Here is a 24,808-nt window from a genome sequence, read left to right as displayed (position 1 = left end):
CCTCGTAAAAAGGTCTCTGCCCCTGCGGATCAGGCAGCCGAAAACTTGTGTCCCGGGGTTGCGTTATTCGGCGATCTGCCCGCTGTACTGTCCTGTTCTTTCGTCGCTTTCCGTCGTGGCGCGGTTTTGTCCGGGATGTGCGCGTTACTTGCGGGCAGGGGGATCGCTCGCCATCGCAAGCATCTCCCCGAACAGGCTGTTCCATTGCGCCTCGTCCAGCCCCATCAGGCCGAAAGACCGGAGCAGGAAGGCGCCTTCGCAGGCGAGGAATGCGATGGCGGCTTTCCGGTCGGCGGGATCCGTCAGGTCGAGCGGCGTAATCCGCGCGTCGTACCAGTCGCGGCTGTCGGCGACCTGGTCGGGCGCTTCGAGCAGGGCCGTCATCATGGCGGCGGAGCGGGAATGATCCGTTTCATCGTCGGCGCGGGTCGCCTCCAGATGCGCGCGGATGGTCGCCCGCGCGGAAGGATCGGGCCCGGCAAGGCCTGCCACTTCGGCGTCGAATGCGTCGCTCCAGCGGGCGATCATCGCCCGGATCAGGTTTTCCTTGGTGCCGAAGCAATATTGCACGCCGCCCTTGGTGACGCCGGCGGCCCTGGCCACCGCATCGATGGTCAGTCGCGCCGCGCCCATCCGTGTCACCACCGCCTCGGCGGCGTCGAGTACCCTGTCGCGGTCGATGCGTCGAGGACGGCCGGCCATTTTTTTCTTCCATTTCAATACGTGTGTATTTATATATCCCGCCGCATGCGGGCAAGTCCGCGTTCCTCTTGTTTGCCGAAGGATCATGACGATGTCGACCGGGGGCCGCTGGCTGGTTCTGGCCATTGTGTCGAGCGCATTGCTGCTGATCGTCATCGACATGACGGTGCTCTACACCGCGCTGCCCGCGCTCACCCGCGATCTGGCCGCCACCGCGACGGAAAAGCTGTGGATCGTCAATGCCTATCCGCTGGTCGTCGCGGGGCTCCTGCCGGGCCTTGGAACGCTGGGGGACCGCCTCGGCCACAAACGGATGTTCATGGCGGGCCTTGTGGTTTTCGGCCTGGCCTCGCTCGGCGCGGCCTTTTCGCCCGATCCGTCCGTGCTGATCGCGACGCGGGTGGTGCTGGCGGCCGGTGCGGCGATGATGATGCCGGCCACCCTGTCCCTGATCCGCCTGACTTTCCGCGACGAGAAGGAGCGCGCCTTCGCCATCGGCATCTGGTCGGCCGTGGCGTCCGGCGGGGCGGCGCTCGGTCCCGTGGTGGGCGGCGTGCTGCTCGAACATTTCTGGTGGGGATCGGTCTTCCTGATCAATGTGCCGGTCGTGGTCCTCGCGCTCGTCGCCAGCGCGGTTATGCTTGCCAACCGGCCGGGCAACAGCTCTCATCCCTGGGATCTCTACGGCTCGGTCCAGGTGATGGTCGGGCTGATCGGCCTGACCTATGCGGTCAAGGAATTCGGCAAGCGCGATCCCTCCCTGCCGGTCGCCGGGCTGGCCTTCGCCGTGGGGCTTGTGGCGATGGTCGTCTTCATCCGCCGCCAGCTTGCAAGTTCCGCGCCGCTGATCGACTTCTCGCTGTTTGCCGACCCGCGCTTTTCGGCGGGCGCGGCAACGGCGCTGGTGGCCTCGGCCGCCCTGGTCGGGGTGGAACTGGTCTTCAGCCAGAGATTGCAGCTCGTGCTTGGCCATTCGCCTCTGGAGGCCGGCCTGCTGATCCTGCCGATTCCCCTTTCCGCCTTCGTCGCCGGGCCGCTGGTCGGCCTGATGCTCCCGCATTTCCGTGCGGAGCGAATGCTGTGGGTCCTGTTGCTGCTCACGGGGGCGGCGCTCGGCGTCTATCTTGCGTGCTACCAGTCGGCGTCGTGGATGTGGATTGCCGCCGTCTCCGTCATGGGCTTCGGGGTCGGCGGAGCGATGACGGCGGCATCGAGCGTGGTCATGCTCGCAGCGCCGGAGGAGCGCGCCGGCATGGCGGCCTCCATCGAGGAGGTTTCTTATGAACTGGGCGGCGCTCTCGGCATCGCCGTCCTCGGCAGTCTGATGTCGACACTCTATACACGGGCGCTGGTCCTTCCCGCAGGCGTCGCCGCGCGGGCGGGCGACAGTCTCGACGAGGCGCTTCTCGCAGCCGGTGCGCTGTCGTCCGCCGAAGCGGCGGAACTGACCCGGCTGGCGCGTGCGGCTTTCGATCAGGCCTTCGTCGGAGTGATCGGCGCGGCGGCGACGCTGCTCATTGCCGCCGCCCTGATCGTCCGAAGGAAAACCCGGCGGCTGGAACCTCGGCGAGGGACAGGGCCGGCGTAAGGCGCGGAGCGGCGCATTTTCCTTGCCGTCCTGCCCCCGGCTGCTATGCAGGACATCATGACGATACGTATTCTGGCTTGGCTTGTCCTGGCGGGCATCCTGTTTGCAACGGTCTCGCCGATCGGCCTGAGGCCGCCCGTAACCCTCTCCGTCAATGCCGATCGCGCGCTGGCCTTCGCCGGGATGAGCTTCCTTTTCGTCCTTGCCTATCCGCGCGCCGCGCTCCGGGTCTGCGTGGCCATGCTCGCCGGCGTGGCGGCGTTCGAGCTTCTGCAATATCTGTCGCCGACGCGTCATCCCGGCATGATCGACGCGCTGGCCAAGATGGGGGGCGTGATCGCCGGCGGCCTCGCGGGCGTGCTGTTCCTGCGGCTTCTCCGGCGGCGTAGGCGGCAGCGGCGGTGAAACGGGAATCGCCCCGGCTGATTCTCCGGGCCGGTCGCGCGAACGCCGATTCCCGTTCCTGGATTCGCCGTGCGGATGTTTGGAAACGGACTTTTTCGATGCGTCCTGTGCGGGCAAAACGGGTGATTTGCCACCGTTTGGCCGCGTATGCGGCAATTCAGCGTGATTTCCGTGAAGCGCTAAGTGCCGATGAGATAAGGGATTTCGTTAACAGAACGTAAATTTTTAACGATCCGTGCCATGATTTTGTGTCCTTTGGGCAACAGGGCGGGGCGAAGGCGGCAAGGAACGGCCCCCGCATTCAGTTTGGCGATTGCGTACCCGGTCGCGTCTTGTATTTTCAGCTTCGGAAGCAGGGGCGGTTGTTCGTCCGCTTCCTGGAACCAGGGTATGGGGCAGGGAACGCTGTCCTTCAGCAAAAAAACCCAGACCCGCATGAAACTTTTTGACTGGAGGTCAGAAATGAACATCAAGAGCCTTCTCATCGGCTCCGCTGCTGCTCTCGCAGTAGTTTCCGGCGCTCAGGCCGCCGACGCTATCGTCGCTGCCGAGCCCGAGCCCATGGAATACGTTCGCGTTTGCGACGCTTTCGGCACCGGCTTCTTCTACATCCCGGGCACCGAAACCTGCCTCCGCATCGGCGGCTATGTCCGTACGCAGCTTGAGTACAGCGACAATCCGGGCAGCAACGACTGGTCGACCCTCGCTCGCGCCCGCGTCTTCTTCGACGCCCGCGAAGACACCGAATACGGCACGCTGCGCAGCTTCATCGCTATGCAGATCGACGCTTCGGGCGCCAACGGCGGTTCCGCTTACCTCGACGAAGCCTACATCGACATCGCCGGCCTGCGCGTCGGTTACATGCTCAACTGGTGGGATGACGGCTTCGCTGGCGAAACCGACAGCTACTTCAACTCCATCGGCGGCCCCGACACCAACAACGTCGCCATCCGCTACTGGTACGACGGTGGCCAGTTCGGCGCCGGCGTAGCTGTTGAAACCCTGGCTGACTCGGTCGGCACGAGCAGCGGCAGCGACAACGTTGGCATCAACGGCAAGGTCCAGTTCGCATTCGGCCCTGCTACCTTCGACGTTATCGGTTCGTATGACACCGCATATGAAGAAGGCACGATCCAGGCTCGCATCATCGCTGAACTCGGCCCGGGCTCGCTCCAGGCTGGTATCATCTACAACTCGGGTTACTCCAATTACTCGGCGCAGAGCGTTCTCTTCAACGATGCTTACGAATGGCAGGCTGTTGTTGCTTACGAAGCCAACGTAACGGACCGCTTCACCATCACCCCGGCATTCCAGTACGACTGGGATCACAACATCACGGGTGACGACGACTGGACCGTTGGCGTAACTGCCGGCTACCAGGTCACCGACAACCTGTCGACCCTCGCGACCGTCAACTACAACGACTCGCGTGACTCTGTCGGCGGCTTCCTCCGCCTGCAGCGCGACTTCTAATCTGATCTGACATCTGTCAGTGACGGGGAGCCCGGCTTTCGAGCCGGGCTCTTTTCGTTTCAAGCCGGCCGTTCGAAAATGCCGGTCCGGATGAAACGCATCGGGCGGCGGCCTCAATGGCGGTTGAGGAATTCGAGCAGCGGCGCCAGAATATCCGCCCGGTGGAGCAGGGGAACGTGCCCCTGACCCCGCGCCGTCAGGGCGAGGACGCCGGGGCGGCGCGCCATGGCGGCGAAAGTCCCGGCCGAGAGCAGCGCCGAGTGCTCGCCGCGAATGGCCAGAAGCGGCCCTTGCGCCAGCCGGTCGAATTGCGGCCAGAGGGTGGGAAGCGGTGCGTCGAAATCGATGGCGTCGAGCTGGAGCCGCAGCGCGGGATCGTAGTCCGCGGCAAGCCGGCCGTCCCGTTCCACATGGATCGCATGGGCCATGTCCAGCCAGTCGTCCGCCGCAAGCGCCGGGAAGCTCCTGCCGTGGAGAGCCCGAAGATCGTCTGCGGCGGCTTCGAAACTCGCCGGAGAGCGGGCTTGAGCGAGATAATCGCGGATCTCGCGCAATCCGGCCGCCTCGATCTGCGGGCCGATATCGTTGAGAACGGCGGCGGCGATCCGCTCCGGTTGCGTGGCCGCCAGCACATGCAGGATGAGGCCGCCGCGCGAACTGCCGATAAAGACGCAGCGGGGCAGGTCGAGCGCTTCGCAAAGCGCGACAAGGTCGCGGCATTCCGTGACGACGGTGTAATTTCCGGGATCGGCATCATATTGCGAACGCCCCCGGCCGCGATAGTCGACGGCGATCACCCGGCGCGGCGTCGTCGGATGCGTTGCGATCTGCCGGGCAAGATGGTGAAAATCGCGTGCATTACGGCTGAGGCCGGGCAGGCAGACGACGGGAAGGCGTGTCGTTTCTCCGTTTTCGGGAGCATAATCGCGGGCATGAAGCCGCAGGCCGTCTCCGGCGGAGACGTAGCGGTGTTCGAAGTCCTGCATCGGCGCGCCCCTTGCTGGCGGAAAGACGGTCTGGCGGCGGCGCGGTCCGGCGGCCGCCGTCAGCGACCCATCGTAAGGTCGTGCTGGATATCTGCAACCTGTCCCAGGCGGGCCTTGTAGATCTGGTAGTTCTCCATCACGCGCTGCACATAGCCGCGGGTTTCGGAAAACGGAATGCGCTCGATCCAGTCGACCACGGCGTCGACCGGTTTGCCACGGGGATCGCCGTAGCGGGCGATCCATTGCGGCACCCGGCGGGGGCCGGCGTTATAGGCGATGAAGGTCAGGACGTAGGAGCCGCCGAAATTGCTGATCTGTTCGCCGAGATAATGCGCGCCGAGCGTGGCGTTATAGGCGGCGTCGCTGGTCAGCCGTTCTTTCGAATAGGCAAGACTGTGCCGTTTCGCCACGCCCGCCGCCGTGCCGGGCATGAGTTGCAGCAGGCCGCGCGCGTCGGCCGGCGAGACGGCGGCCGGATTGAAGGCGCTCTCCTGCCGGGCGATGGCATAGGCAAGCGCCTTGCCGGAGCCGGCGATATCGGCGCTTTGGGGAATGACGCCGATCGGGAAGGCGAGGGCGGCGACGTCGATGCCGTTGGAAAAGGCGATCTTGCCGATTTGCAGCGAAAGCTGGTGGTTGCCGTCCCGCTCCGCTTCGGCGGTCAGCAGCGCCAGTTCGCCGGGATTGACGAGGTCGCGCGCCAGCGCGCGATAGAGGCTGTCGCCCCGCCAGCCGTGGCCGGCGGCCTTGAGCCGGGCAATCGCCTGCACGGCCTCGCGGGCGGAAAAGCGGGCGCGCTCCTCCGGCGATGGCTTCGGATAGGCGACGTCGAGCGTTTTTCGCCCGAGGCGCGCGGCGGCCAGCTGGCCGTAGAAGGTGCCGGGAAAAACCGCCGCCTTGGTGAAATAATCCTTTGCCTCGCCCGGACCGCCCTTTTCGGCCGCCCGTCCCAGCCAGTACCAAGCGCGCGAGACAGAAAGCGGCCGGCTCGAGGCTTGCAGGATCGCCCGGAAGTGCCTGGCCGCCGTTTCCGCCTCGCCAAGATCGCGCAGCGCATACCAGCCGGCGTGGAATTCCGCCTCGACGATGTCGGTGGGATCGTCCGCATGGTGGCGCGCCGCGACGCGATAGGCGTCGCGGTAATCGCCGAGATCGGCCAGTCCGCGGCTGATGATGCGCTGTTCGTTCCACCATGCGCCGGGATTGACGAGGCGGGCGGGATCGTCGGGCATCGCCACGAGAAGCTTTGCGGCCTCCCGATAGGCCTCCTTGTCGCGGAGGTGGCGGACGCGCAGAAACAGATAGGCGGGGTCGTCGGCCCAGCGCGCATCCACGGCGCCGATCAGGGCTTGCGCGTTCTTCGCCTGACGCAGCACGGCCGCCCAGGCGCGATAGAGCGATTGCGCCTTGCCGAGATCGCCGAAGCGGGCGGCCTGATCGATGCGGCCGCGATAAAGCAGCATCTCCATGCGCGCCTTGTGATCGGCCGCGGTCAGCAGGGGCGCAAGTTCATCGAGGATGCGGCTTTCGATATCCTTCGATAGCGGCTCCTTCAGCCAGTAGGAGCGCAGCACCTTGCCGGCGCGGGCGCTGTCGCCCGTCGCGACGAGGGCGCGGCAAAGGGCGATCGCCCCTTCCGCCGTTTCCGGCCGGGTCGTTCCGAAAGCGGCTATGGTGTCCCGGGCGGGCGGATTTTCCCGTGCGAGCGCCCGCTCGGAGTGGGCGCGCAGGGTCGCAAGGCCCGGCCAGCCCTTCAGTTCGCGCTGCGCGGCGGCGATTTCGAAGGACGGCACGCCCCTCTGTCCCGAAACGGCGATCGACCAGGTAAGGATATGCCGGTCGAGGCTTTTCAGAGGCAGCCGGTCGCGCGCGGCGAGCGCGGCGGCGGGGTCGCGGTTGGAAAGCGCGTCGAGCCCCGCCTTGAGGTCGGGGGCGACGGCCTGCGGCGGTTCGCCCCGGGCGATGGCGGCGGGGAAATCGCGTGCGGGCATTTCGGCGGCGAAGCCGAGCGGGGTGACCGCCGGCGTGCCGCTTTCCGCCTCGACCGGCGAGGGACGCAGCGCAAGCCCGGCCATGCCGGCAAGCAGTGTCGCGGAAAGGAGAAAAGCACTTTTCGAGATCATTTCATGTCCCGCGGTTCGGGGCGCGGCCGACATCGCGGGGCCTTGCTTTGACGATATCGTGTCCGGCTCGATCTTCGATAAACATTAATCCTTCGTTGTCTTAACGGAAGGTTACCTGTCATACTCACAAGCCCGTGAGGCCAGGCGGGGAGCAAAGGGCGCGAAGCCCGTTAAAATCGCCTGCCGCGCGCTTGCCGCAGAACTGTCACATGATTATTGTGCGGCAGTTTTTAACCATGGAATACGGCCAAAGCATGGGTGCCTCCGGGCGGCTCTGGTCTCAGGAGTTCTGGATGTTCAAGGGATCCATGCCCGCGCTCGTCACCCCGTTTTCCGAGGATGGGGCTGTCGACGAGGGTGCTTTCGCCGCTCATGTGGAATGGCAGATCAGCGAGGGCAGTCACGGCCTCGTGCCGGTCGGCACCACCGGGGAATCGCCCACCCTGTCGCATGACGAGCATAAACGCGTCGTGGAGCTTTGCGTCGAGGTCGCCGCCGGCCGCGTTCCGGTCATCGCCGGCGCCGGCTCCAACAATACCCGCGAGGCGATCGATCTGGCCCAGCACGCCGAAAAGGCCGGCGCGAACGCACTTCTCGTCGTCACGCCCTATTACAACAAGCCGACGCAGAAGGGGCTTTTCGCCCATTTCGCAGCGGTGGCCGAGAGCGTGAGCCTGCCGATCATCATCTACAACATTCCCGGCCGCTCGGTCATCGACATGACGCCGGAGACGATGGGCGCCCTGCACAAGGCGCATCCGGGCATCATCGGCGTGAAGGATGCGACGGGCCGGATCGAGCGTGTCTCGGAGCAGCGCATCGCCTGTGGCAGGGACTTCGTCCAGCTTTCCGGCGAGGATGCGACGGCGCTCGGCTTCAACGCCCACGGCGGCGTCGGCTGCATTTCGGTCACCGCCAATGTCGCGCCGCGGCTATGCGCGGAGTTCCAGCAGGCCCTGCTGTCGGGCGATTTCACCAAAGCGCTCGACTATCAGGACCGGCTGATGCCGCTGCATAAGGCGATCTTCCTCGAACCGGGCGTCTGCGGTGCGAAATACGCTCTCCATCGGACCCGCCGCATGGGGCGCACCGTGCGGTCGCCGCTGCTGTCGGCGCTGGAACCCGCCACCGAGGCGGCCATCGACGTGGCGCTGCGCCATGCCGGGCTGTTGAACTGACCATGGCGACCAAGGCGCGTCCCACGACGGTCGGGAAGGTTGTGGCGGAAAACCGCAAGGCCCGCCACAACTACGAGATCATGGATACCTACGAGGCCGGTCTCGTCCTGACCGGCACGGAGGTCAAGTCCCTGCGCGAGGGCAAGGCCAATATCGCCGAATCCTACGCGTCCGACGAGGGCGACGAAATCTGGCTGATCAACTCCTATCTGCCGGAGTATCTGCAAGCCAACCGCTTCAATCACGAGACCCGCCGGCGGCGCAAGCTGCTGTTGTCCAAGCGGGAGATCAACCGGCTGCGCGCGGCGATCAACCGCGAGGGCATGACGCTCGTGCCGTTGCGCATCTATTTCAACGATCGCGGCCGGGCGAAGCTGGAACTGGCGCTGGCCAAGGGCAAGAAGCTGCACGACAAGCGGGAAACCCAGAAGGAACGCGACTGGAACCGGCAGAAGGCGCGGCTGCTGCGCGACAAGGGCTGAGGCGGAGGCCGGGCTGCGTCTTGCCGTCAGGCGGGCTTGCGGAGGCCCGTTTCAGAACTGTTCGTAAAACTGGCTGATCACCGAGGGGCGGGCGGGTCCGGCCGCTTCCGCGCCCTTGCCGGCGTTTATCTGCATCAGCGAGGACATGATCGCTTCGAGCGCCCGGCTTTCCACCGGAATGCGGCCGGGAGCGGGGTGCTCGTCGATCACCCGCACCTGCGATATCCGGGAAACCGGCTCTTGCGGCGAGAGAAGCGACGCGACCTGCGCGGCCGGCGGCAGGAGGCCCGCCGATCGGGTGGACAGGGGGGCGGCAGGCAGGCGTTCGACTGCGGTCGCCGGCGCCTTGTGCGCGGTCGCCATTATGAATGTGCCGTTGCTGCGCGATATCGCGTCCATCATTGCCCGATTGTCCCGATGCGAGGAAAGTGCCCGTCCACCGATCCGCAGTAGCAGCAGTCTGTTGACGAAAGCCGAGCGGCCGCGCTGCAATTTGATTTAAAGCTTAACGATCGGTGTGCGGACGGAAAACCGCTTCACACTTTCCCCTGTCCCGCGCTAGTCGGCTTCGTCCTCGTCGGGGTCGGCGGTCCGTGCCGGCCGCTCGGAGGGGTCGCGGCCGATTTCCGCCTTCAGCGATGCCAGATCGATGAAGTAATCGGCCTGGCGGCGCAGGTCGTCGGCGATCATCGGCGGTTGCGTTTGCAGCGTCGAGACGACGGAAACCTTGCGACCCTTGCGTTGCAGCGCCTCCACCAGCGTGGTGAAATCGCCGTCGCCCGAAAAGATCACCAGATGGTCGACGCTCACCGACTGCTCCATGGCGTCGATGGCGAGTTCGATATCCATGTTGCCCTTGATCTTGCGGCGGCCGAGCGAGTCGGTGAACTCCTTGGCGGGTTTGGTGACGACCTTGTATCCGTTGTAGTCGAGCCAGTCGATCAACGGCCGGATCGAGGAATATTCGTGGTCCTCGACCAGCGCCGTATAATAATAGGCGCGCAGCAGATAGCCGCGTTTCTGGAAGGCTTTCAGCAGCTTCCGGTAATCGATGTCGAAGCCGAGCGCGCGCGACGCTGCGTAAAGATTGGCGCCGTCGATGAAAAGGGCGATTTTCTCGCGGGAGTCGAACATGGAACGCATTCCTTGCAAAGGGATTGAAGGGCAAATTGTTTCGCGGCGGGAAATTGCCGCTTCCGATCGCAACGCGTGCGGTTGCATTACCTCTTCTTCATATACAGTTCATTTAGGGCAGGTGCAGTTCCTTTCCAATCAAATCCGGGTTGAGCACGCCTTTTTCCCGTCCGGAGACGGGCCTGCACGCGGCTGCGGGGCGATGCCTGTGGAGCGTGCGGGCAGGAAAAACTTGAATTTTCGTTCCATTGATAGTATCCGGCGGGGGACTTCCTGAAATTCTCGACCATAAAGGACAGGCAATGGCCCGTGTCACCGTTGAAGATTGCATTGACAAGGTGGACAACCGCTTCGAGCTGGTTCTCCTTGCCAGCCATCGCGCCCGCCTCATCTCGCAGGGCGCGGCCATCACCATCGACCGCGATAACGATAAGAACCCGGTGGTCGCGCTGCGCGAGATCGCCGACGAGACCCTTTCGCCAGGCGACCTCAAGGAAGACCTGATCCATTCGCTGCAAAAGCATGTGGAAGTGGACGAGCCGGAACCCGATCCGGCAAGCCTTGCGGGCGACGAACCGGATGCCGGTTTCGCCGCCGCCGAGGATGGCGACGACCAGCCGGAGGCGATCGCTTTCGACCGCATGTCGGAAGAAGAGCTTCTGGCCGGTATCGAAGGTCTGGTGCCGCCGGAAAAAAGCGACGATTTCTGATTTCGGTCTTTACCGAAGTCCTTGATATTGCGAATGTTGGTGCGCCCCTGAACGAGGGGCGCATTTTTTTGTTTGCCCGCCTGCCGGGACAGGAGCCGACCGAGGATGATGCGTCAATATGAACTCGTCGAACGGGTTCAGAAATACAAGCCCGATGCCAATGAGGCCTTGCTGAACAAGGCCTATGTCTATGCGATGCAAAAGCATGGCCAGCAGAAGCGGGCAAGCGGCGACCCCTATATCTCCCATCCCCTCGAAGTCGCCGCCATCCTCACCGAAATGCGCCTCGACGAGTCGACCATCGCGGTCGCGCTGCTGCACGATACGATCGAGGACACGAGCGCCACGCGCGCGGAGATCGACGAACTGTTCGGCGAGGATATCGGCGCGCTGGTCGAGGGGCTGACCAAGATCAAGAAGCTCGACCTCGTCTCCAAGAAGGCCAAGCAGGCTGAAAACCTGCGCAAGCTGCTTCTGGCCATTTCCGACGATGTGCGCGTTCTGCTGGTCAAGCTGGCCGACCGGTTGCACAACATGCGCACGCTCGACCATATGTCGCCGGAAAAGCGCGCCCGTATTTCCGAAGAGACGATGGACATCTATGCGCCGCTTGCCGGCCGCATGGGCATGCAGGACCTGCGCGAGGAACTGGAGAACCTTTCCTTCCGCCACATCAACCCCGAGGCCTATGAGACCGTCACCCGCAAGCTGAAGGAATTGTCGGAGCGCAACGAGGGCCTGATCCGCAAGATCGAGCAGGAACTCGACGAGCTGCTGGCCGCCAACGGGCTTGCCGAGGCGCAGGTCACCGGCCGGCAGAAGACGCCCTATTCGGTATTCCGCAAGATGCAGTCGAAGTCGCTCTCCTTCGAGCAGCTTTCCGACGTCTACGCCTTTCGCATCATCGTCGGCGATATTCCCGCCTGTTACCGCGCGCTCGGCATCGTCCATACGCGCTGGCGCGTCGTGCCCGGCCGCTTCAAGGATTATATCTCCACGCCGAAGCAGAACGACTACCAGTCGATTCACACCACCATCGTCGGCCCGTCGCGCCAGCGCATCGAGTTGCAGATCCGCACGCAGCGCATGCATGAGATCGCCGAATACGGCATCGCCGCCCATTCGCTCTACAAGGACGGTGAAAACGGCGAGAGCGATTCTCCCCATTCCAACGCCTATGCGTTGCTGCGCCGGACCATCGAATCGCTGGCGGAAGGCGACAACCCGGAGGAATTCCTGGAGCATACCAAGCTCGAACTCTTCCAGGACCAGGTGTTCTGCTTCACGCCGAAGGGACAGTTGATCAACCTGCCGCGCGGCGCCACGCCCATCGATTTCGCCTATGCGGTGCATACCAACGTCGGCGACACCTGCGTCGGCGCGAAGATCAACGGCCGCATCATGCCGCTCGTCACCCGCCTCAACAACGGCGACGAGGTGGAGATCATCCGCTCCGGCATTCAGGTGCCGCCGCCCGCCTGGGAGGAGATCGTCGTCACCGGCAAGGCGCGCGCCGCCATCCGGCGCGCCACCCGCGCCGCCGTGCGCAAGCAGTATTCCGGTCTCGGCTACCGCATTCTGGAGCGCACCTTCGATCGGGCCGGCAAGAGCTTCTCGCGCGAAGGGCTGAAGCCCGTCCTGCACCGGCTGGGACAGAAGGACGTGGAAGACGCGATCGCCGCCGTCGGGCGCGGCGAACTCTCCTCGCTCGATGTGCTGCGCGCGGCCTTCCCCGATTACCAGGACGAGCGGGTGACCGTGAAGCCGAGCCCCGACGACGGCTGGTTCAACATGCGCAGCGCCGCCGGGATGGTCTTCAAGCTGCCGGGCCGCACCAAGGCGGCCCTCGAAGATCAGGAGCAGTCCGGCGCGGGGCCGGAGGCGCTGCCGATCCGTGGCCTGTCCGGCAATGCCGAGGTGCACTTTTCGGCGGGCGGCGCGGTTCCGGGCGACCGGATCGTCGGCATCATGGAGAAGGGCAAGGGCATCACCATCTATCCGATCCAGTCGCCGGCGCTCCAGCGATTCGACGACGAGCCGGAGCGCTGGATCGACGTGCGCTGGGATCTCGACGAGGCCAACAACACGCGCTTCATGGCCTGCATCATCATCAATGCGCTGAACGAGCCGGGCACGCTTGCCGAAGTGACGCAGACGATCGCCACCAGCGATATCAACATTCGCTCGATGTCGATGACCCGGGTCGCCGCCGATTTCACCGAAGTCGAGATTCATCTGGAAGTCTGGGACCTGCGGCAACTGAACCAGTTGCTCGGCCATCTCAAGGAATTGCAATGCGTTTCGACGGTGGAGCGCGTCTTCGAGTAGGCATTCCATGCGAAATCGGGCAGGCTTGCGGCAATTGAGGCAAGTCTGCCTAATTTTTGACCAGTCGATATGCGCAGGACGCATGGCTGGTCTTGTATAGTGGCGCTGGTTTCGGAGCGCCGTCACGCCTATCTTCAGCATCGGGAGGTCAAACAGGAAAGGTTTGACAATGTTGAAGCAAATCAGGAATTTCACGCGCGCTCTTCGTATCCCGACCACGGCAGAACGCGAAATGGCCTATCTGAACGGCGCCGTCGACCGGGTCGACCTGGAATATCGCCAGCGTCAGATCGACCGTGGCCTGTTCCGCATGCCCTACTGAGTAGCCGCGAGCGGGTGGCGCAGCCTGCCTGTGCCACGGTTCGCTTGCGCGGCGCCTCTTCCGGCCGCCAGTTCCGGTCCCGGTTCAGGCCCCGGTTGCGGGCATTGAATTGACATGTGCGGATCGGCTATGTCTGGACCATGTTGTTCAGACGGAAAAAACAGCCCCGATGGCAAGAGCGTGTGCGCGAATTCCTTTGGCCGCGCAAGGGATTGACGCGTCCGCTGCGCTATCTGGCCAAGCGCATCCTGCGCCTGTCGGCCAGTCCCCATTCCGTCGCCGCCGGTGTCGCGGCCGGCACCTTCTCCGCCTTTACCCCGCTTTTCGGTTTCCACGCCCTTCTGGCGCTGGCGCTCGCCTGGCTCTTGTCCGGCAATCTGATCGCCGCGGTTCTGGCGACGGCCATCGCCAATCCCGTGACGATCCCGATCATCATGCTCGCCACCTTGCGGGTGGGGGAGGGATTGCTCGGCGGTGAAAGCGCCCGCACGCTCTCGACGGCCGAATTGCTCGACCGCTTCGAGCATCTACGCCTTTCGGAATTGTGGGCGCCGCTCCTGAAGCCGATGTTCGCCGGATCGCTCACCCTCGGTTTCGGGGCTGCGTCCGTCGCCTACGGCGGCACGCGCATCGCGGTGAGCGCCTTCGCCACGCGCCGCCGGGCGCGCATTCTGGCGCGCGCCGCCCTGCCGCCGGCCCATTCGACAACCGGGGCCGCCCCCCTTCCACCGCACGGAGACGACAACCCATGATCATCGGAATTGGCAGCGACCTCATCGACATCCGCCGGGTGGAGAAATCGCTCGAACGCTTCGGCACGCGCTTCACCGAGCGCTGCTTCACCGAGATCGAGCGGGCGAAGTCCGATGGCCGGCGCAATCGCGCCGCCTCCTACGCCAAGCGCTTCGCGGCCAAGGAGGCCTGTTCCAAGGCGCTTGGAACGGGGCTGGCGCAGGGCGTTTTCTGGAAGGACATGGGCGTCGTCAATCTTCCCGGCGGCAAGCCGACGATGCGCCTGACCGGCGGCGCTCTGGAGCGGCTGAACGCGCTTGTCCCCGCAGGCCATGAGCCGCGCATCCATATCACGATCACCGACGATCATCCGCTGGCGCAGGCTTTCGTCATCATCGAGGCGGTCGCGGCCTGAGGTTCCGGCCGGAAACCGTCTTTTTCATGCTTTCGATTTCCAATGGACGTCCTTTGATCTATAGAGGGCCGCATGTTCGCAGATAAGGAAAAATCCCGCGTGGCAGAGAAGAGTGACAAGGCCGGGGGCGGCCTTTGGGAAAACGTGAAAGTCATCGTCCAGGCGCTTCTGCTCGCCGTGGTGATCCGAACGATCCTGTTCCAGCCCTTCACCATTCCCTCCGGTTCGATGATGCCGACGCTTCTGGTGGGCGACTACCTGTTCGTCAACAAGTTCTCCTACGGCTATTCCCGCTATTCGCTGCCGTTCTCGCCGAACCTGTTTTCCGGCCGTATCTTCGCAAGCGAGCCCGACCGCGGCGATATCGCGGTTTTCCGCTTCCCGCCCAATCCGGATATCGACTACATCAAGCGCGTCGTCGGGCTGCCCGGCGACCGCGTGCAGATGCGCGACGGGGAACTCTACATCAACGGTGAAGTGGTGAAGCGCGAGGCCGACGGTCTCTTCCGCGCCGACGACCAGTATGATACCGGCGAGCCGATCCCGATCTTCCGCGAGACGCTGGATACCGGCGTTTCCTATGACACGCTCGACACCCGCCCCGGCACCATTGGCGACAACACCCGCGAATTCCTCGTGCCCGAGGGCCACTATTTCATGATGGGCGACAACCGGGACAATTCTGCCGACAGCCGTTTCGACGTCGGCTTCGTTCCGGCTGAAAATCTCATCGGCCGCGCCAGCCTGATTTTCTTCTCGCTCGGCAACGACACCGCCTTCCGCGAAATCTGGAAATGGCCGACGAACCTTCGCTGGGACCGCCTGTTCAAGGTGGTTGAATGAAAGGCGCCAAACCGCTGAACGAGGCGAACCGCACGCTGCTCGAAGCCGAGATCGGCTATGTCTTCAAGGAGCAGGAGCGCCTCGATCGTGCCGTCACCCACTCGAGCGCCCGTCCCGGCAAGGACGTGAACTACGAGCGGCTGGAATTCCTCGGCGACCGGGTGCTCGGGCTCTGTGTCGCCGAACTGCTTTTCCTCACCTTCCGCGACGCGAAGGAAGGGGAATTGTCGGTGCGCCTCAACCAGCTCGTCAGCGCCGAAAGCTGTGCGATGGTGGCCGATGCCCTGGGCCTGCATCGTTTCATCCGCACGGGCGCGGACGTGAAGAAACTGACCGGCAAGGCGATGCTCAACGTGCGTGCCGATGTGGTGGAGGCGCTGATCGCCGCCATCTATCTCGATGGTGGGCTGGAGGCCGCCCGCGCTTTCATCCTGCGCAACTGGGAGGGCAGGGCGGCGCGCGCCGAGGGCGCGCGGCGTGACGCCAAGACGGAGTTGCAGGAGTGGGCCCACGCCCGTTTCGCCACGACCCCCGTCTACCGGGTGGCGGAGCGCTCCGGCCCGGATCACGACCCGCTCTTCACCGTCACGGTCGAGATTGCGGGCGCTGCCCCGGAAACGGGTCGTGACCGCTCGAAAAGGGCCGCCGAACAGGCGGCCGCAACCAGGGTGCTCGAACGCGAAGGCGTTTGGCGCAAGGCCGATACGGCGGATTGACGATATGACAGAGAACAACGACATGGCCGCCGAAGGCGCTTCCGGAGAAGCCGGCGCGACGCACTCGGGTTTCGTCGCGCTGATCGGCGCCACGAATGCCGGCAAATCGACGCTGGTGAACCGCCTCGTCGGCGCGAAGGTGACGATCGTCAGTCACAAGGTGCAGACGACGCGGGCCATCGTGCGCGGCATCGCGATCCACAACAATGCGCAGATCGTCTTCATGGATACCCCCGGCATTTTCAAGCCGCGCCGCAGGCTCGACCGCGCCATGGTCACCACGGCCTGGGGCGGGGCGAAGGATGCGGATTTCATCCTGTTCCTGATCGACGCCGAGCGCGGCCTGAAGGGCGATGCCGAGACGATCCTGGAGGGTCTGAAGGAGGTGCCGCAGCGCAAGGTGCTGGTGCTCAACAAGGTCGACCGGGTGAAGCCCGAGGACCTGCTGAAGCTTGCCGCCGCCGCCAATGACGCCATTTCCTTCGAGCGCACCTTCATGGTCTCGGCGCTCAACGGCTCGGGCTGCGACGACGTGATGGACTATCTGGCGGAAGCCTTGCCGGAAGGCCCCTGGTACTATCCCGAAGACCAGATCTCCGACCTGCCGATGCGCCAGCTTGCCGCCGAGATCACGCGCGAGAAGCTGTTCCTCCGCCTGCATCAGGAATTGCCCTATTCCTCTCATGTCGAGACGGAGAGCTGGGAGGAGCGCAAGGACGGTTCGGTGCGTATCGAACAGGTGATCTACGTCGAGCGCGACAGCCAGAAGAAGATCGCGCTCGGCCGCAACGGCGAGGCGATCAAGGCGATCTCCATGGCCTCGCGCAAGGAGCTTTCGGAAATCCTGGAGCAGCCCGTCCATCTGTTCCTGTTCGTGAAGGTACGGGAAAACTGGGGCGACGATCCCGCGCGTTTCCGTGAGATGGGGCTCGATTTCCCCACCTCGTGAAGACGGCTGCCGTCTTCAGGCGCGCATCCGGCCGGCGTCGGCCGCCGCCGTTTCGCGGGCCTGCGTCATCAGCCGTTGCATCGCCCAGACGCCGATGTCCTCCAGGCCGAGCGGCTGGGTGATCAGGTAGCCCTGATAGAGATCGCAGCCCGCCGCCGCCAGCAGCGTCATCTTCTCCGGCGTGTCGACGCCTTCGGCGACCACCGACATGTCCTGGGCATGGCAAAGCGCGATCAGCGCCCTCAGGGTCGGCAGGGAAGCGCCGATCGCCAGGCTGTCGACGAGAGAGCGGTCGAGCTTGATGGTGTCGGCCGGATATTCGATGATCTGCTGCACCGAGGTATAGCCGGCGCCGAAATCGTCGATCGAGATGCGGAAACCGCGAGCCCGCAGCACCTCGATATTGCGGCTGAGCTGCTCGCCGAGCTTGACGGCGAAGGTTTCCGTCAGCTCGATCTCGATGGAGCGCGGATCGACGCCGTGCCGGTCGACGCAGGCGCAGAAATGGTCGCTGATCGATTTCGTATAGAGTTCCGCCGACGAGATATTGATGCAGAGGATGGTGTCCGGTCCGAAGAGCTTCTTGAGATGGCCGCATTCGGCCATGGCGCGGTCTATCACCCACCAGTCGATCTTGCTGAACAGGCCCGTCGTCTCCGCGATCGGGATGAATTCGTCCGGCGTCACCTGGCCGAGCGTGGGCGACGTCCAGCGCAGCAGCGCCTCGCATCCCGTGACTTTCCCATGGCCGTCGACGATGGGCATGTAGAAGAGATCGAACTCCTCGTCGGGATCGAGCACGCGCAGTTCTTCCTCGATGCGGCGCTGGCGGGTGCGCCGGGAATGCAGCGAACGCGAATAGCGCGCCGAACGGTTCTTGCCGAGCGATTTCGCCTGATACATGGCGGCGTCCGCATTGGCGAGAAGTTCGGGAAGCGTGCCGGCATCCTCCGGATAGGTGGCGATACCGATGCTGGCGGTCACCGGGTAGGATTTATCGAGCACCGAGAACCCCTCGGCGAAGAGATCGAGGATGGCGTTGGAGATTTCGGCGAGCACGCCGGCCCCGGGCCGGTTGTGCAGCATGATGGCGAACTCGTCGCCGGAAAGCCGGGCGAAAAGTCCTTCCGGCAGGTTCCTGGCCCGGATGATCGGCGTGACGATGGCGGAGACGCGGACGGCCATGGTCTTGAGCAGTTCGTCGCCGACCTTGTGGCCGTGCTTGTCGTTGACGAACTTGAAATTGTCCACGTCGATGAAGAACAGCGCGCAGCCGGTCTGCGCCGTTGCGGCTTCTTCCAGGAGCTGGATGGAGCGGAGGTTGAAATGTTCGCGGTTGCTGATGCCCGTCAGCGTATCGGTCCAGGAGGCGTTGCGTACGAGGTCGAAGGAATGCAGCGAGGTGTCGTGCAGGCGCTTGACGTTGGCCGACAGCCGGCCGATCTCCCCGGCCTCGCTGGTTTCCGGCAGAACCGCGAGATTGCCGTCCATCACGTCGGTCAGGCGGCGGTCGAGGCGGGCGATCGGTTCGGTGATGTAGCGGCGGACCAGATAGAGCACGAGGCCGATGGTGCACAGGCTGAGCGCCAGCGCGCCGAGCGCCAGCAGCGATTTCAGCGTGCCGAGACGCTGATCGAGGTAGCCGGGTTGCGGCGTCAGCCGGATGAACAGGCGCGGACTGAGGGTGGCGGTCGCCGAAAGCGTTCCCTCCGCTGCAAGCGGATGCAGGGAGATTTCCAGCGGTGCGCCATATTCTTTCTCCAGCGTTTCCTTCATCTGGAGAAAAGGGACAGGCCGCACGGCGGTCTGGATCAGGATCGAATCCTTCTTGGCGCTCGCCACCGGGCGGTTGAAGGTCAGGGGATCGATGAACTCCGAATGGACGATCAGTGGCTCGATGCCCTGCATGTCGAGATAGGTCCAGTGGGAAATGCGCGGACTGTCGATAATGGCGCGGGCATGTTCCGTCTGTTGCGGGGTGATCTGGGCGAAGGGATCGTCGCTGTTTTCGTAATAGTAGTCGACCGTGTCCGGCGGTCGGATGATGGCGACGGAAACGAATTTCCTGCGGTCGTTGGTGAGCGAGGTGATGCTTTGTTGCAGGCGCACGCCGAGCGCGTTGCTGCGATAGCTGGCGTTGGGCTCGTTGACGAAGAGGCGCACGGCGTTGCCCTCGACCAGCGAATTGATCAGGCTGCGGTTCTGCGTCACTTCATTCTGGAAGAGGGCGTTCAGCAGGCCCATCTGCTGCCATAGCCGTGCCCGTTCGAGACCGAGGACGGAGGTGCTTTGCACGAAATAGATCAGCGCGGCGGCAAGCACGTAGCCCGCCAGAATGACCGGAAAGATGAGGGCGAGGGCGCGTTTATCGAGCGTCACTGAACTGGGCCAAGCTGCTGAGGATGCGCCGTCGGGCCTGCACCGAGTGAACGGTCAGTTCCTGCTGGAACTGGCTTCTCGCCAGGATTTCCGGGGCGGCATAGATTTCGGGATCGGAGCGGATGTGCTCCGGGATGAGGGCGAGCGCGGCCTTGTTGGGCGTCGGCATGCTGAGATGGAGGGCGTTCTTCGCGGCGTTCTTCGCGCTGGAGATGAAGTCGACGAGGCGCTGCGCATCCGGCTTGTTTTTCGAGCGTTCGTTGACGGAGATGCAGTCGAGCCACGAAAGCGTTCCCTCGGTCGGCACGACGTAGCGCCAGATCCCGGGTGTTCCCGCCTTTTCGTTGAGCACGTGCTGGTCGCCGCTGTAGCCGAGCGCCATATAGATGTGCGGGCCGTGGGTGGGGCTCTGGATCGAGGTGATGACGTAGTTGTAGGTCAGCACATAGGGCGACTGCGCCTTCATCAGCGCATAGGCTTCGCGCAGCGACTCGTCGTCATTGGCGTTGACGGATTTGCCGAGCATGACCAGCGGCGCGACGAAGGCTTCGGCATGATCGTCATACATGGCGATATGGCCGCGCAGCCCCTCGGCGGGGCGCATCAGGTCCGCCCAGGAACCGGGCGAGGGCGAAACCATGTCGGAGCGGTAGAGAATGCCCATCGTGCCCCACAGATAGGGCAGGCCGTAGCCGCCGCAGCGGCTGATCCATTCCTCCGGATAGTCGGCGGCGGACGCCAGTTCCTGCGTGTCGAGCGGTGCGAGAATGCCGCGCTTGCCGTAAAGGCGCGCGCCGTTCTCGCTGCTGACCACCACGTCGACATTGCTGGAGGGATCGGAAAGAATCTTGTCGCGGGCGTCGCCGCTGTCGTAATAGGTCTGTCGCACTTCGATACCGGTTTCCGTCGTGAAATCGACGAGGATCTGCGGATCGAGATAGGCTTCCCAGATCAGCAGGTTGACGGGATTCGCAAGGGCGGGAGCGCTGACGGTGAGCGCGCCGAGCGACACTGCTGCAAGAAATGCGCTTCGCATCCGATCCCCGTCCTCCCCGACATGACCTGGAGGAACGATAGGGACCAACACTTTAGGAATTGTTACAACCGGCAGGCAGGCGGCGTCTTCGCCGCGCCCGCGATGCGCGAAGCGGCCGGCGTCCCGGACATGCGATACCTGTGGACTTGCCCCGGCTGGGCGGTTGGCGCGCCCGACCGGCCGCACTATGGTCGCCACCCGCGCGCCAACCGCAGAGGAATACGCCATGGCCCCGACATCGATGAAGATCGCGAACCTGATCGCCGCAGAGATCAGGGCGACCGCCGCCCAGGTGTCCGCCGCGGTCGGGCTTATCGACGAGGGGGCGACGGTTCCCTTCATCGCGCGCTACCGCAAGGAAGTGACCGGCGGCCTTGACGATACGCAGCTTCGCACGCTGTCCGAACGGCTCGGCTATCTGCGCGAGCTGGAGGCGCGGCGCGGCTCCATCCTCGAGTCCATCGCCGGGCAGGGCAAGCTGACGGACGAGCTTGCCGCCAGGATCGCCGCCGTTACGACCAAGGCGGAACTGGAGGATATCTATCTGCCCTATAAGCCGAAGCGTCGCACCCGGGCGGAGATCGCCCGCGAACGCGGCCTTGGTCCGCTTGCCGAACAGATCCTCGCCGACCGGGCCGTGGCGCCGGCGGAGCTTGCCGGAAAATTCCTCTCCGACGATGTGCCGACCGTCAAGGCGGCGCTGGAAGGCGCCCGCGACATCGTCGCCGAACAGATCGCCGAGAATGCCGATCTGCTGAAGCGGCTGCGCGATTACATGAAGGACAATGCCGTGCTGCGCGCCCGCGTGGTGGAGGGCAAGCAGGACGCCGGCGCGAAATTCTCCGACTATTTCGATCACACCGAACGCTGGGCGACGGTGCCGGGCCATCGCGCGCTCGCCATGCTGCGCGGCTGGAACGAGGAGGTGCTGTCGGTCGACATCGTCGTCGACCAGGACAATACGGAGCCGGTAAAGCCCGTCGAGCGCATCATGGCCGCCTTCCATGCGCTCGGCACCAAGCCCGGTGACGGATGGCTTGCGGAGGTGATCGGCTGGACCTGGCGGGTCAAGCTTTCCCTGTCGCTCTCGCTGGATCTGATGCGCGAGATGCGTGAACGGGCGGAAGAGGAGGCGATCGGCGTCTTCGCCCGCAATCTGAAGGACCTTCTGCTCGCCGCGCCCGCCGGAACGCGCGCCACGATGGGGCTCGATCCGGGGATCCGCACCGGCGTCAAGGTCGCCGTCGTCGACAATACCGGCAAGCTGGTCGATGCGACGACGGTCTATCCCTTTCCGCCGAGAAACGACGTGCGCGGCGCGCAGGCGGACCTTGCCGGCCTCATCCGCAAGCACAAGGTGGAACTGATCGCCATCGGCAACGGCACCGGTAGCCGCGAGACGGAGAGGCTCGTTGCAGACATGCTGGCGCAACTGCCCGCGCCCAAACCCACCAAGGTCATCGTTTCGGAGGCCGGCGCATCCGTCTATTCCGCCTCGGAAACGGCGGCGGCGGAATTTCCCGGCCTCGATGTCTCGCTGCGCGGGGCCGTCTCCATCGCCCGTCGCTTGCAGGACCCGCTTGCCGAACTCGTCAAGATCGAGCCGAAGTCGATCGGCGTCGGCCAGTATCAGCACGATGTCGATCAGGGCCGGCTCGGCCGTTCGCTGGATGCGGTGGTGGAGGACGCAGTGAATGCCGTCGGCGTCGACCTGAATACGGCGTCCGCCTCGCTGCTCGCCCGCGTTTCCGGCCTTGGCAGGTCCTCGGCCGAAGCGATCGTGGCGCATCGCGACGCCAATGGTCCTTTCGAAAGCCGGAAGGAACTGATGAAGGTCTCCCGTCTCGGTGCGCGCACCTTCGAGCAATGCGCGGGCTTCCTGCGCATCGCCAACGGCAAGGAGCCGCTCGACGCGTCCTCGGTCCATCCCGAAGCCTATGGCGTCGCCAAGAAGATCGTCGCGGCCTGCGGCCGGGACGTGCGCGCGCTGATGGGCGACAGCGCGACGCTGAAGCGGCTCGATGCCGCGCTCTTCGTCGACGAACGCTTCGGCCTGCCGACGGTGAAGGATATTCTTGCGGAACTCGAAAAACCCGGTCGCGACCCGCGCCCCGAATTCAGGACCGCGACCTTTGCCGACGGTGTCGACGACATCAAGGACCTGAAAGCCGGCATGCTGCTGGAAGGCACGGTGACGAATGTCGCCGCCTTCGGCGCTTTCGTCGATATCGGCGTGCATCAGGACGGGCTCGTCCACGTCTCGCAACTCGCCGACCGCTTCGTCAAGGATCCGCACGAGGTGGTGAAGGCCGGCGATGTGGTGAAGGTGCGGGTCACCGAGATCGATGTCGCGCGCAAGCGCATCGGCCTTTCCATGCGCAAGGACGGTGGCGCGCCGGCCGCCCGTGACACCGATTCCCGCAACGACCGCAATTCGTCGGCAAGGCAGAAGCACGGCCAAAAGCCGTCTCCGAAGCAGCCCGCCGCATCACAGGGCGCGCTGGGGGCGGCGCTCGCCGAGGCCCTGAAGCGGAAATAGGCTCCGGCTGCTTGCGGTCCGGCCGCCTCAGATGGCGGCGCGCGGCATGATGCCGTCGTAGGCGGCCACGGGCGCGGGGTCCTCGATCGGTCGTTCGTGTTGCTGCACCACGACCCGGCTTCCCGGCGGCACGCGGCCGTAAAGATCGATGATATCCTGATTGAACAGGCGGATGCAGCCGCTCGACACCGCCTTGCCGATCGTCCAGGCTTCGGTGGTGCCGTGGATGCGGAACAGCGTGTCCCTGCCGTCCTGGAAGAGATAGAGCGCGCGTGGTCCAAGCGGGTTGGTCGGCCCCGGCTCCATGCCGCCGGCCAGGGGGCCGTAGCGTTCCGGTTCGCGGGCGATCATGTTCTGCGTCGGTGTCCAGCGCGGCCATTCCGCCTTGCGGCCAACGCGCGCCGTGCCTTCGAACTCCAGCCCGGCCTTGCCGACGCCGATGCCGTAGCGCATCGCCATGCCGCCTTCCTGCACCAGATAAAGGAAACGGTTTTGCGTATCGATGACGATGGTGCCCGGCGGCTCCGCCGTCTGATAGGGCACGACCTGACGGAAATATTTCGGATCGACCTTGCGGATGTCCATGGCCGGCAGCGGGAAGCGTTCGTCCGGCTGCGGCCCGTACATCGTGAGATACATGGGATCCGGCCCCTTCTTCCGGGGCGGCTGATGCGTGGTGACGCATCCGGCCAGAATGGCGGCGAGGGAGAGAAGAGCAAGGCTGCGCAGCGCAAGGCGGCTGCGGGTCGCGGACACACACATCAGTCGGGCACCTGGGTTCTTGAAGACTGTTTGGAAACGGCGGTACGACCGTTCGGATGGTTATTCAAGCGCAAAGCCGGCAAGTGCTTGGCGAGAAGAAAGCAAAATTGTGGCAAGCCCCAGGTGTGCCCGCCGGGCCACGCGACCTTCTGCCGCAGGCTGCGCGCGCCCACGCTTGCCGCTCCCGTCGCAAGGGCGTATGGCAGGGCAATGCAATGGAGTGATGAGGCCATCGTTCTGGGCGTGCGGCGCCACGGCGAGACATCGGTGATCGCCGAGGTGATGACGCGTGGGCGCGGGCGCCATCTCGGCATGGTGCGCGGCGGCCGCTCGCGCACCATGCAGCCGGTTCTCCAGCCGGGCAATTCCGTGGAGGTGACCTGGCGGGCCCGCCTCGACGAGCATCTGGGCGAATTCCGCATCGAGCCCGTGGAACTGCGCGCCAGCCGGCTGATGGAGACGGCGACCGCCGTCTACGGCGTGCAGGCGATGGCGGCGCTCTTGCGTTTCCTTCCCGAACGCGATCCGCATCCGCATCTTTATGAGGCGCTTGCCGTCATCCTGGAGCATCTGCACGAACCGGCCGAGGCGGGGGAGCTTCTCATCCGCTTCGAGCTTGCGGTTTTGAACGATCTCGGTTTCGGGCTCGATCTGTCGCGATGCGCCGCGACGGGCGGGCAGGAGGATCTCTGCTACGTCTCGCCGAAATCCGGCCGCGCCGTTTCGCGCGATGCCGGCGCGCCCTGGGCCGACCGCATGCTGGCGCTGCCGGCGTTCCTCGGTGAAGAAAGCCGGCACGCCGCCGACAGGGCGGCGCTTGCGGAGGGCTTCCGGCTGACCGCCTTTTTCCTGAACCGCCATGTCTGCGAACCGCGCGGACTGGAACTGGCCAGTTCCCGGGAGGGTTTTGTGCAGGCGGCGCTGAAGGCGCTTGCATCTCCGGTGGAAAAGACCGCCTGAGACGCGTCTGCGTTTGGCCTTCGGCAAAAAACGGATACTCTTTCCG

At 64.6% G+C, this 24,808-nt stretch carries 25 protein-coding genes; 16 read left to right on the top strand and 9 right to left on the bottom strand.

Annotated features, from left to right (window positions below; translation table 11 throughout):
• Positions 1-144 precede the first annotated feature (144 nt).
• Positions 145-702, bottom strand: coding sequence for a TetR/AcrR family transcriptional regulator (locus tag KYK29_RS12650; protein WP_254691251.1), 558 nt, complete (start codon positions 700-702; stop codon positions 145-147).
• Between the two features lie 91 nt (positions 703-793).
• Between KYK29_RS12650 and KYK29_RS12645 the strand changes: the two genes are divergently transcribed.
• Together KYK29_RS12645 and KYK29_RS12640 are read left to right on the top strand one after the other, a co-directional pair.
• A complete protein-coding gene (locus tag KYK29_RS12645; protein WP_254691250.1) occupies positions 794-2,290 on the top strand; it encodes an MFS transporter in 1,497 nt (498 codons plus the stop codon).
• 57 nt (positions 2,291-2,347) lie between these two features.
• Positions 2,348-2,695 carry a VanZ family protein gene (locus tag KYK29_RS12640; RefSeq protein ID WP_254691249.1) on the top strand — a complete coding sequence of 116 codons (348 nt, stop codon included), beginning with the start codon at positions 2,348-2,350 and terminating at the stop codon, positions 2,693-2,695.
• A gap of 179 nt (positions 2,696-2,874) precedes the next feature.
• Here KYK29_RS12640 and KYK29_RS12635 read toward each other — a convergent pair whose 3' ends face one another.
• Complete coding sequence (locus KYK29_RS12635) at positions 2,875-3,165, bottom strand: hypothetical protein (RefSeq protein ID WP_254691248.1); 291 nt, start codon at positions 3,163-3,165, stop codon at positions 2,875-2,877.
• Here KYK29_RS12635 and KYK29_RS12630 point away from each other — a divergent pair.
• Positions 3,158-4,168 (top strand): porin, encoded by a 1,011-nt coding sequence (locus KYK29_RS12630; protein ID WP_254691247.1) that lies wholly within the window; start codon positions 3,158-3,160, stop codon positions 4,166-4,168. The two genes, KYK29_RS12635 and KYK29_RS12630, sit on opposite strands and share 8 nt — an antisense overlap.
• 113 nt (positions 4,169-4,281) lie before the next feature.
• On the opposite strand, the gene KYK29_RS12625 is transcribed toward KYK29_RS12630, so the two are convergent.
• Both KYK29_RS12625 and KYK29_RS12620 read right to left on the bottom strand, forming a co-directional pair.
• Entirely contained in the window at positions 4,282-5,154 is an 873-nt protein-coding gene (locus tag KYK29_RS12625) for an alpha/beta fold hydrolase (protein WP_254691246.1), read from the bottom strand.
• Positions 5,155-5,213: 59 nt separating this feature from the next.
• The gene (locus KYK29_RS12620; RefSeq protein ID WP_254691245.1) at positions 5,214-7,277 is read right to left on the bottom strand and encodes a lytic transglycosylase domain-containing protein; all 2,064 of its coding nucleotides are present in this window, start codon (positions 7,275-7,277) and stop codon (positions 5,214-5,216) included.
• 293 nt (positions 7,278-7,570) lie between these two features.
• On the opposite strand from KYK29_RS12620, the gene dapA reads away from it, so the two are divergent.
• Both dapA and smpB read left to right on the top strand, forming a co-directional pair.
• Entirely contained in the window at positions 7,571-8,455 is an 885-nt protein-coding gene (gene dapA, locus KYK29_RS12615) for a 4-hydroxy-tetrahydrodipicolinate synthase (RefSeq protein ID WP_254691244.1), read from the top strand.
• 2 nt (positions 8,456-8,457) lie between these two features.
• Positions 8,458-8,937, top strand: a complete 480-nt coding sequence (gene smpB, locus KYK29_RS12610; protein ID WP_254691243.1) for an SsrA-binding protein SmpB — start codon at positions 8,458-8,460, stop codon at positions 8,935-8,937.
• A 51-nt stretch (positions 8,938-8,988) separates the two neighbouring features.
• Here smpB and KYK29_RS12605 read toward each other — a convergent pair whose 3' ends face one another.
• Positions 8,989-9,339 carry a hypothetical protein gene (locus tag KYK29_RS12605; RefSeq protein WP_254691242.1) on the bottom strand — a complete coding sequence of 117 codons (351 nt, stop codon included), beginning with the start codon at positions 9,337-9,339 and terminating at the stop codon, positions 8,989-8,991.
• A 156-nt stretch (positions 9,340-9,495) separates the two neighbouring features.
• Positions 9,496-10,071, bottom strand: coding sequence for a LabA-like NYN domain-containing protein (locus tag KYK29_RS12600; RefSeq protein WP_254691241.1), 576 nt, complete (start codon positions 10,069-10,071; stop codon positions 9,496-9,498).
• Between KYK29_RS12600 and KYK29_RS12595 the strand changes: the two genes are divergently transcribed.
• From KYK29_RS12595 to era, 9 genes are all read left to right on the top strand, one after another.
• Entirely contained in the window at positions 10,070-10,348 is a 279-nt protein-coding gene (locus KYK29_RS12595; protein WP_254691240.1) for a hypothetical protein, read from the top strand. The genes KYK29_RS12600 and KYK29_RS12595 overlap by 2 nt on opposite strands.
• 25 nt (positions 10,349-10,373) lie before the next feature.
• Positions 10,374-10,781: a DNA-directed RNA polymerase subunit omega gene (gene rpoZ, locus KYK29_RS12590; protein WP_254691239.1), complete on the top strand. Its 408-nt coding sequence runs from the start codon at positions 10,374-10,376 to the stop codon at positions 10,779-10,781.
• Between the two features lie 105 nt (positions 10,782-10,886).
• Positions 10,887-13,109 carry a RelA/SpoT family protein gene (locus KYK29_RS12585; protein ID WP_254691238.1) on the top strand — a complete coding sequence of 741 codons (2,223 nt, stop codon included), beginning with the start codon at positions 10,887-10,889 and terminating at the stop codon, positions 13,107-13,109.
• A 169-nt stretch (positions 13,110-13,278) separates the two neighbouring features.
• The gene (locus tag KYK29_RS12580) at positions 13,279-13,431 is read left to right on the top strand and encodes a DUF3563 family protein (RefSeq protein WP_254691237.1); all 153 of its coding nucleotides are present in this window, start codon (positions 13,279-13,281) and stop codon (positions 13,429-13,431) included.
• Between the two features lie 182 nt (positions 13,432-13,613).
• Positions 13,614-14,183 carry a DUF2062 domain-containing protein gene (locus KYK29_RS12575; RefSeq protein ID WP_254691236.1) on the top strand — a complete coding sequence of 190 codons (570 nt, stop codon included), beginning with the start codon at positions 13,614-13,616 and terminating at the stop codon, positions 14,181-14,183.
• Positions 14,180-14,578, top strand: a complete 399-nt coding sequence (acpS, locus tag KYK29_RS12570) for a holo-ACP synthase (RefSeq protein WP_254691235.1) — start codon at positions 14,180-14,182, stop codon at positions 14,576-14,578. Before KYK29_RS12575 ends, acpS begins: the two co-directional genes overlap by 4 nt.
• Positions 14,579-14,650: 72 nt before the next feature.
• A complete protein-coding gene (lepB, locus tag KYK29_RS12565) occupies positions 14,651-15,421 on the top strand; it encodes a signal peptidase I (RefSeq protein WP_254691234.1) in 771 nt (256 codons plus the stop codon).
• A complete protein-coding gene (rnc, locus tag KYK29_RS12560) occupies positions 15,418-16,137 on the top strand; it encodes a ribonuclease III (protein ID WP_254691233.1) in 720 nt (239 codons plus the stop codon). The genes lepB and rnc overlap by 4 nt, the downstream gene beginning before the upstream one ends.
• 4 nt (positions 16,138-16,141) lie before the next feature.
• Positions 16,142-17,086 carry a GTPase Era gene (gene era / locus KYK29_RS12555; RefSeq protein ID WP_254691232.1) on the top strand — a complete coding sequence of 315 codons (945 nt, stop codon included), beginning with the start codon at positions 16,142-16,144 and terminating at the stop codon, positions 17,084-17,086.
• Between the two features lie 15 nt (positions 17,087-17,101).
• On the opposite strand, the gene KYK29_RS12550 is transcribed toward era, so the two are convergent.
• Both KYK29_RS12550 and KYK29_RS12545 read right to left on the bottom strand, forming a co-directional pair.
• A complete protein-coding gene (locus KYK29_RS12550) occupies positions 17,102-19,465 on the bottom strand; it encodes a putative bifunctional diguanylate cyclase/phosphodiesterase (protein WP_254691231.1) in 2,364 nt (787 codons plus the stop codon).
• Complete coding sequence (locus KYK29_RS12545) at positions 19,452-20,501, bottom strand: polyamine ABC transporter substrate-binding protein (RefSeq protein ID WP_254691230.1); 1,050 nt, start codon at positions 20,499-20,501, stop codon at positions 19,452-19,454. Before KYK29_RS12545 ends, KYK29_RS12550 begins: the two co-directional genes overlap by 14 nt.
• Positions 20,502-20,727: 226 nt before the next feature.
• On the opposite strand from KYK29_RS12545, the gene KYK29_RS12540 reads away from it, so the two are divergent.
• A complete protein-coding gene (locus tag KYK29_RS12540; protein WP_254691229.1) occupies positions 20,728-23,040 on the top strand; it encodes a Tex family protein in 2,313 nt (770 codons plus the stop codon).
• 27 nt (positions 23,041-23,067) lie between these two features.
• Here KYK29_RS12540 and KYK29_RS12535 read toward each other — a convergent pair whose 3' ends face one another.
• Positions 23,068-23,802 carry a L,D-transpeptidase gene (locus tag KYK29_RS12535; RefSeq protein WP_254691228.1) on the bottom strand — a complete coding sequence of 245 codons (735 nt, stop codon included), beginning with the start codon at positions 23,800-23,802 and terminating at the stop codon, positions 23,068-23,070.
• A 210-nt stretch (positions 23,803-24,012) separates the two neighbouring features.
• Here KYK29_RS12535 and recO point away from each other — a divergent pair, with 210 nt between their 5' ends.
• Positions 24,013-24,762: a DNA repair protein RecO gene (recO, locus tag KYK29_RS12530; protein WP_254691227.1), complete on the top strand. Its 750-nt coding sequence runs from the start codon at positions 24,013-24,015 to the stop codon at positions 24,760-24,762.
• Positions 24,763-24,808 lie beyond the last annotated feature (46 nt).

It is taken from the genome of Shinella daejeonensis (assembly GCF_024281235.1).
GTDB classification, from domain to species: domain Bacteria; phylum Pseudomonadota; class Alphaproteobacteria; order Rhizobiales; family Rhizobiaceae; genus Shinella; species Shinella daejeonensis.
This window is presented reverse-complemented; position numbering and strand designations above follow the sequence as displayed.

Coding starts and splice junctions, on each gene's coding strand:
- KYK29_RS12620 (WP_254691245.1), bottom strand. CDS start 7,277: ATGATCTCGAAAAGTGCTTTTCTCCTTTCCGCGACACTGCTTGCCGGC.
- smpB (WP_254691243.1), top strand. CDS start 8,458: ATGGCGACCAAGGCGCGTCCCACGACGGTCGGGAAGGTTGTGGCGGAA.
- KYK29_RS12540 (WP_254691229.1), top strand. CDS start 20,728: ATGGCCCCGACATCGATGAAGATCGCGAACCTGATCGCCGCAGAGATC.
- era (WP_254691232.1), top strand. CDS start 16,142: ATGACAGAGAACAACGACATGGCCGCCGAAGGCGCTTCCGGAGAAGCC.
- KYK29_RS12545 (WP_254691230.1), bottom strand. CDS start 20,501: ATGCGAAGCGCATTTCTTGCAGCAGTGTCGCTCGGCGCGCTCACCGTC.
- KYK29_RS12650 (WP_254691251.1), bottom strand. CDS start 702: ATGGCCGGCCGTCCTCGACGCATCGACCGCGACAGGGTACTCGACGCC.
- KYK29_RS12645 (WP_254691250.1), top strand. CDS start 794: ATGTCGACCGGGGGCCGCTGGCTGGTTCTGGCCATTGTGTCGAGCGCA.
- KYK29_RS12535 (WP_254691228.1), bottom strand. CDS start 23,802: ATGTGTGTGTCCGCGACCCGCAGCCGCCTTGCGCTGCGCAGCCTTGCT.
- KYK29_RS12600 (WP_254691241.1), bottom strand. CDS start 10,071: ATGTTCGACTCCCGCGAGAAAATCGCCCTTTTCATCGACGGCGCCAAT.
- recO (WP_254691227.1), top strand. CDS start 24,013: ATGCAATGGAGTGATGAGGCCATCGTTCTGGGCGTGCGGCGCCACGGC.
- KYK29_RS12580 (WP_254691237.1), top strand. CDS start 13,279: ATGTTGAAGCAAATCAGGAATTTCACGCGCGCTCTTCGTATCCCGACC.
- dapA (WP_254691244.1), top strand. CDS start 7,571: ATGTTCAAGGGATCCATGCCCGCGCTCGTCACCCCGTTTTCCGAGGAT.
- KYK29_RS12640 (WP_254691249.1), top strand. CDS start 2,348: ATGACGATACGTATTCTGGCTTGGCTTGTCCTGGCGGGCATCCTGTTT.
- rpoZ (WP_254691239.1), top strand. CDS start 10,374: ATGGCCCGTGTCACCGTTGAAGATTGCATTGACAAGGTGGACAACCGC.
- KYK29_RS12625 (WP_254691246.1), bottom strand. CDS start 5,154: ATGCAGGACTTCGAACACCGCTACGTCTCCGCCGGAGACGGCCTGCGG.
- rnc (WP_254691233.1), top strand. CDS start 15,418: ATGAAAGGCGCCAAACCGCTGAACGAGGCGAACCGCACGCTGCTCGAA.
- KYK29_RS12585 (WP_254691238.1), top strand. CDS start 10,887: ATGATGCGTCAATATGAACTCGTCGAACGGGTTCAGAAATACAAGCCC.
- KYK29_RS12630 (WP_254691247.1), top strand. CDS start 3,158: ATGAACATCAAGAGCCTTCTCATCGGCTCCGCTGCTGCTCTCGCAGTA.
- KYK29_RS12635 (WP_254691248.1), bottom strand. CDS start 3,165: ATGTTCATTTCTGACCTCCAGTCAAAAAGTTTCATGCGGGTCTGGGTT.
- lepB (WP_254691234.1), top strand. CDS start 14,651: ATGTTCGCAGATAAGGAAAAATCCCGCGTGGCAGAGAAGAGTGACAAG.
- KYK29_RS12605 (WP_254691242.1), bottom strand. CDS start 9,339: ATGATGGACGCGATATCGCGCAGCAACGGCACATTCATAATGGCGACC.
- KYK29_RS12595 (WP_254691240.1), top strand. CDS start 10,070: ATGGAACGCATTCCTTGCAAAGGGATTGAAGGGCAAATTGTTTCGCGG.
- acpS (WP_254691235.1), top strand. CDS start 14,180: ATGATCATCGGAATTGGCAGCGACCTCATCGACATCCGCCGGGTGGAG.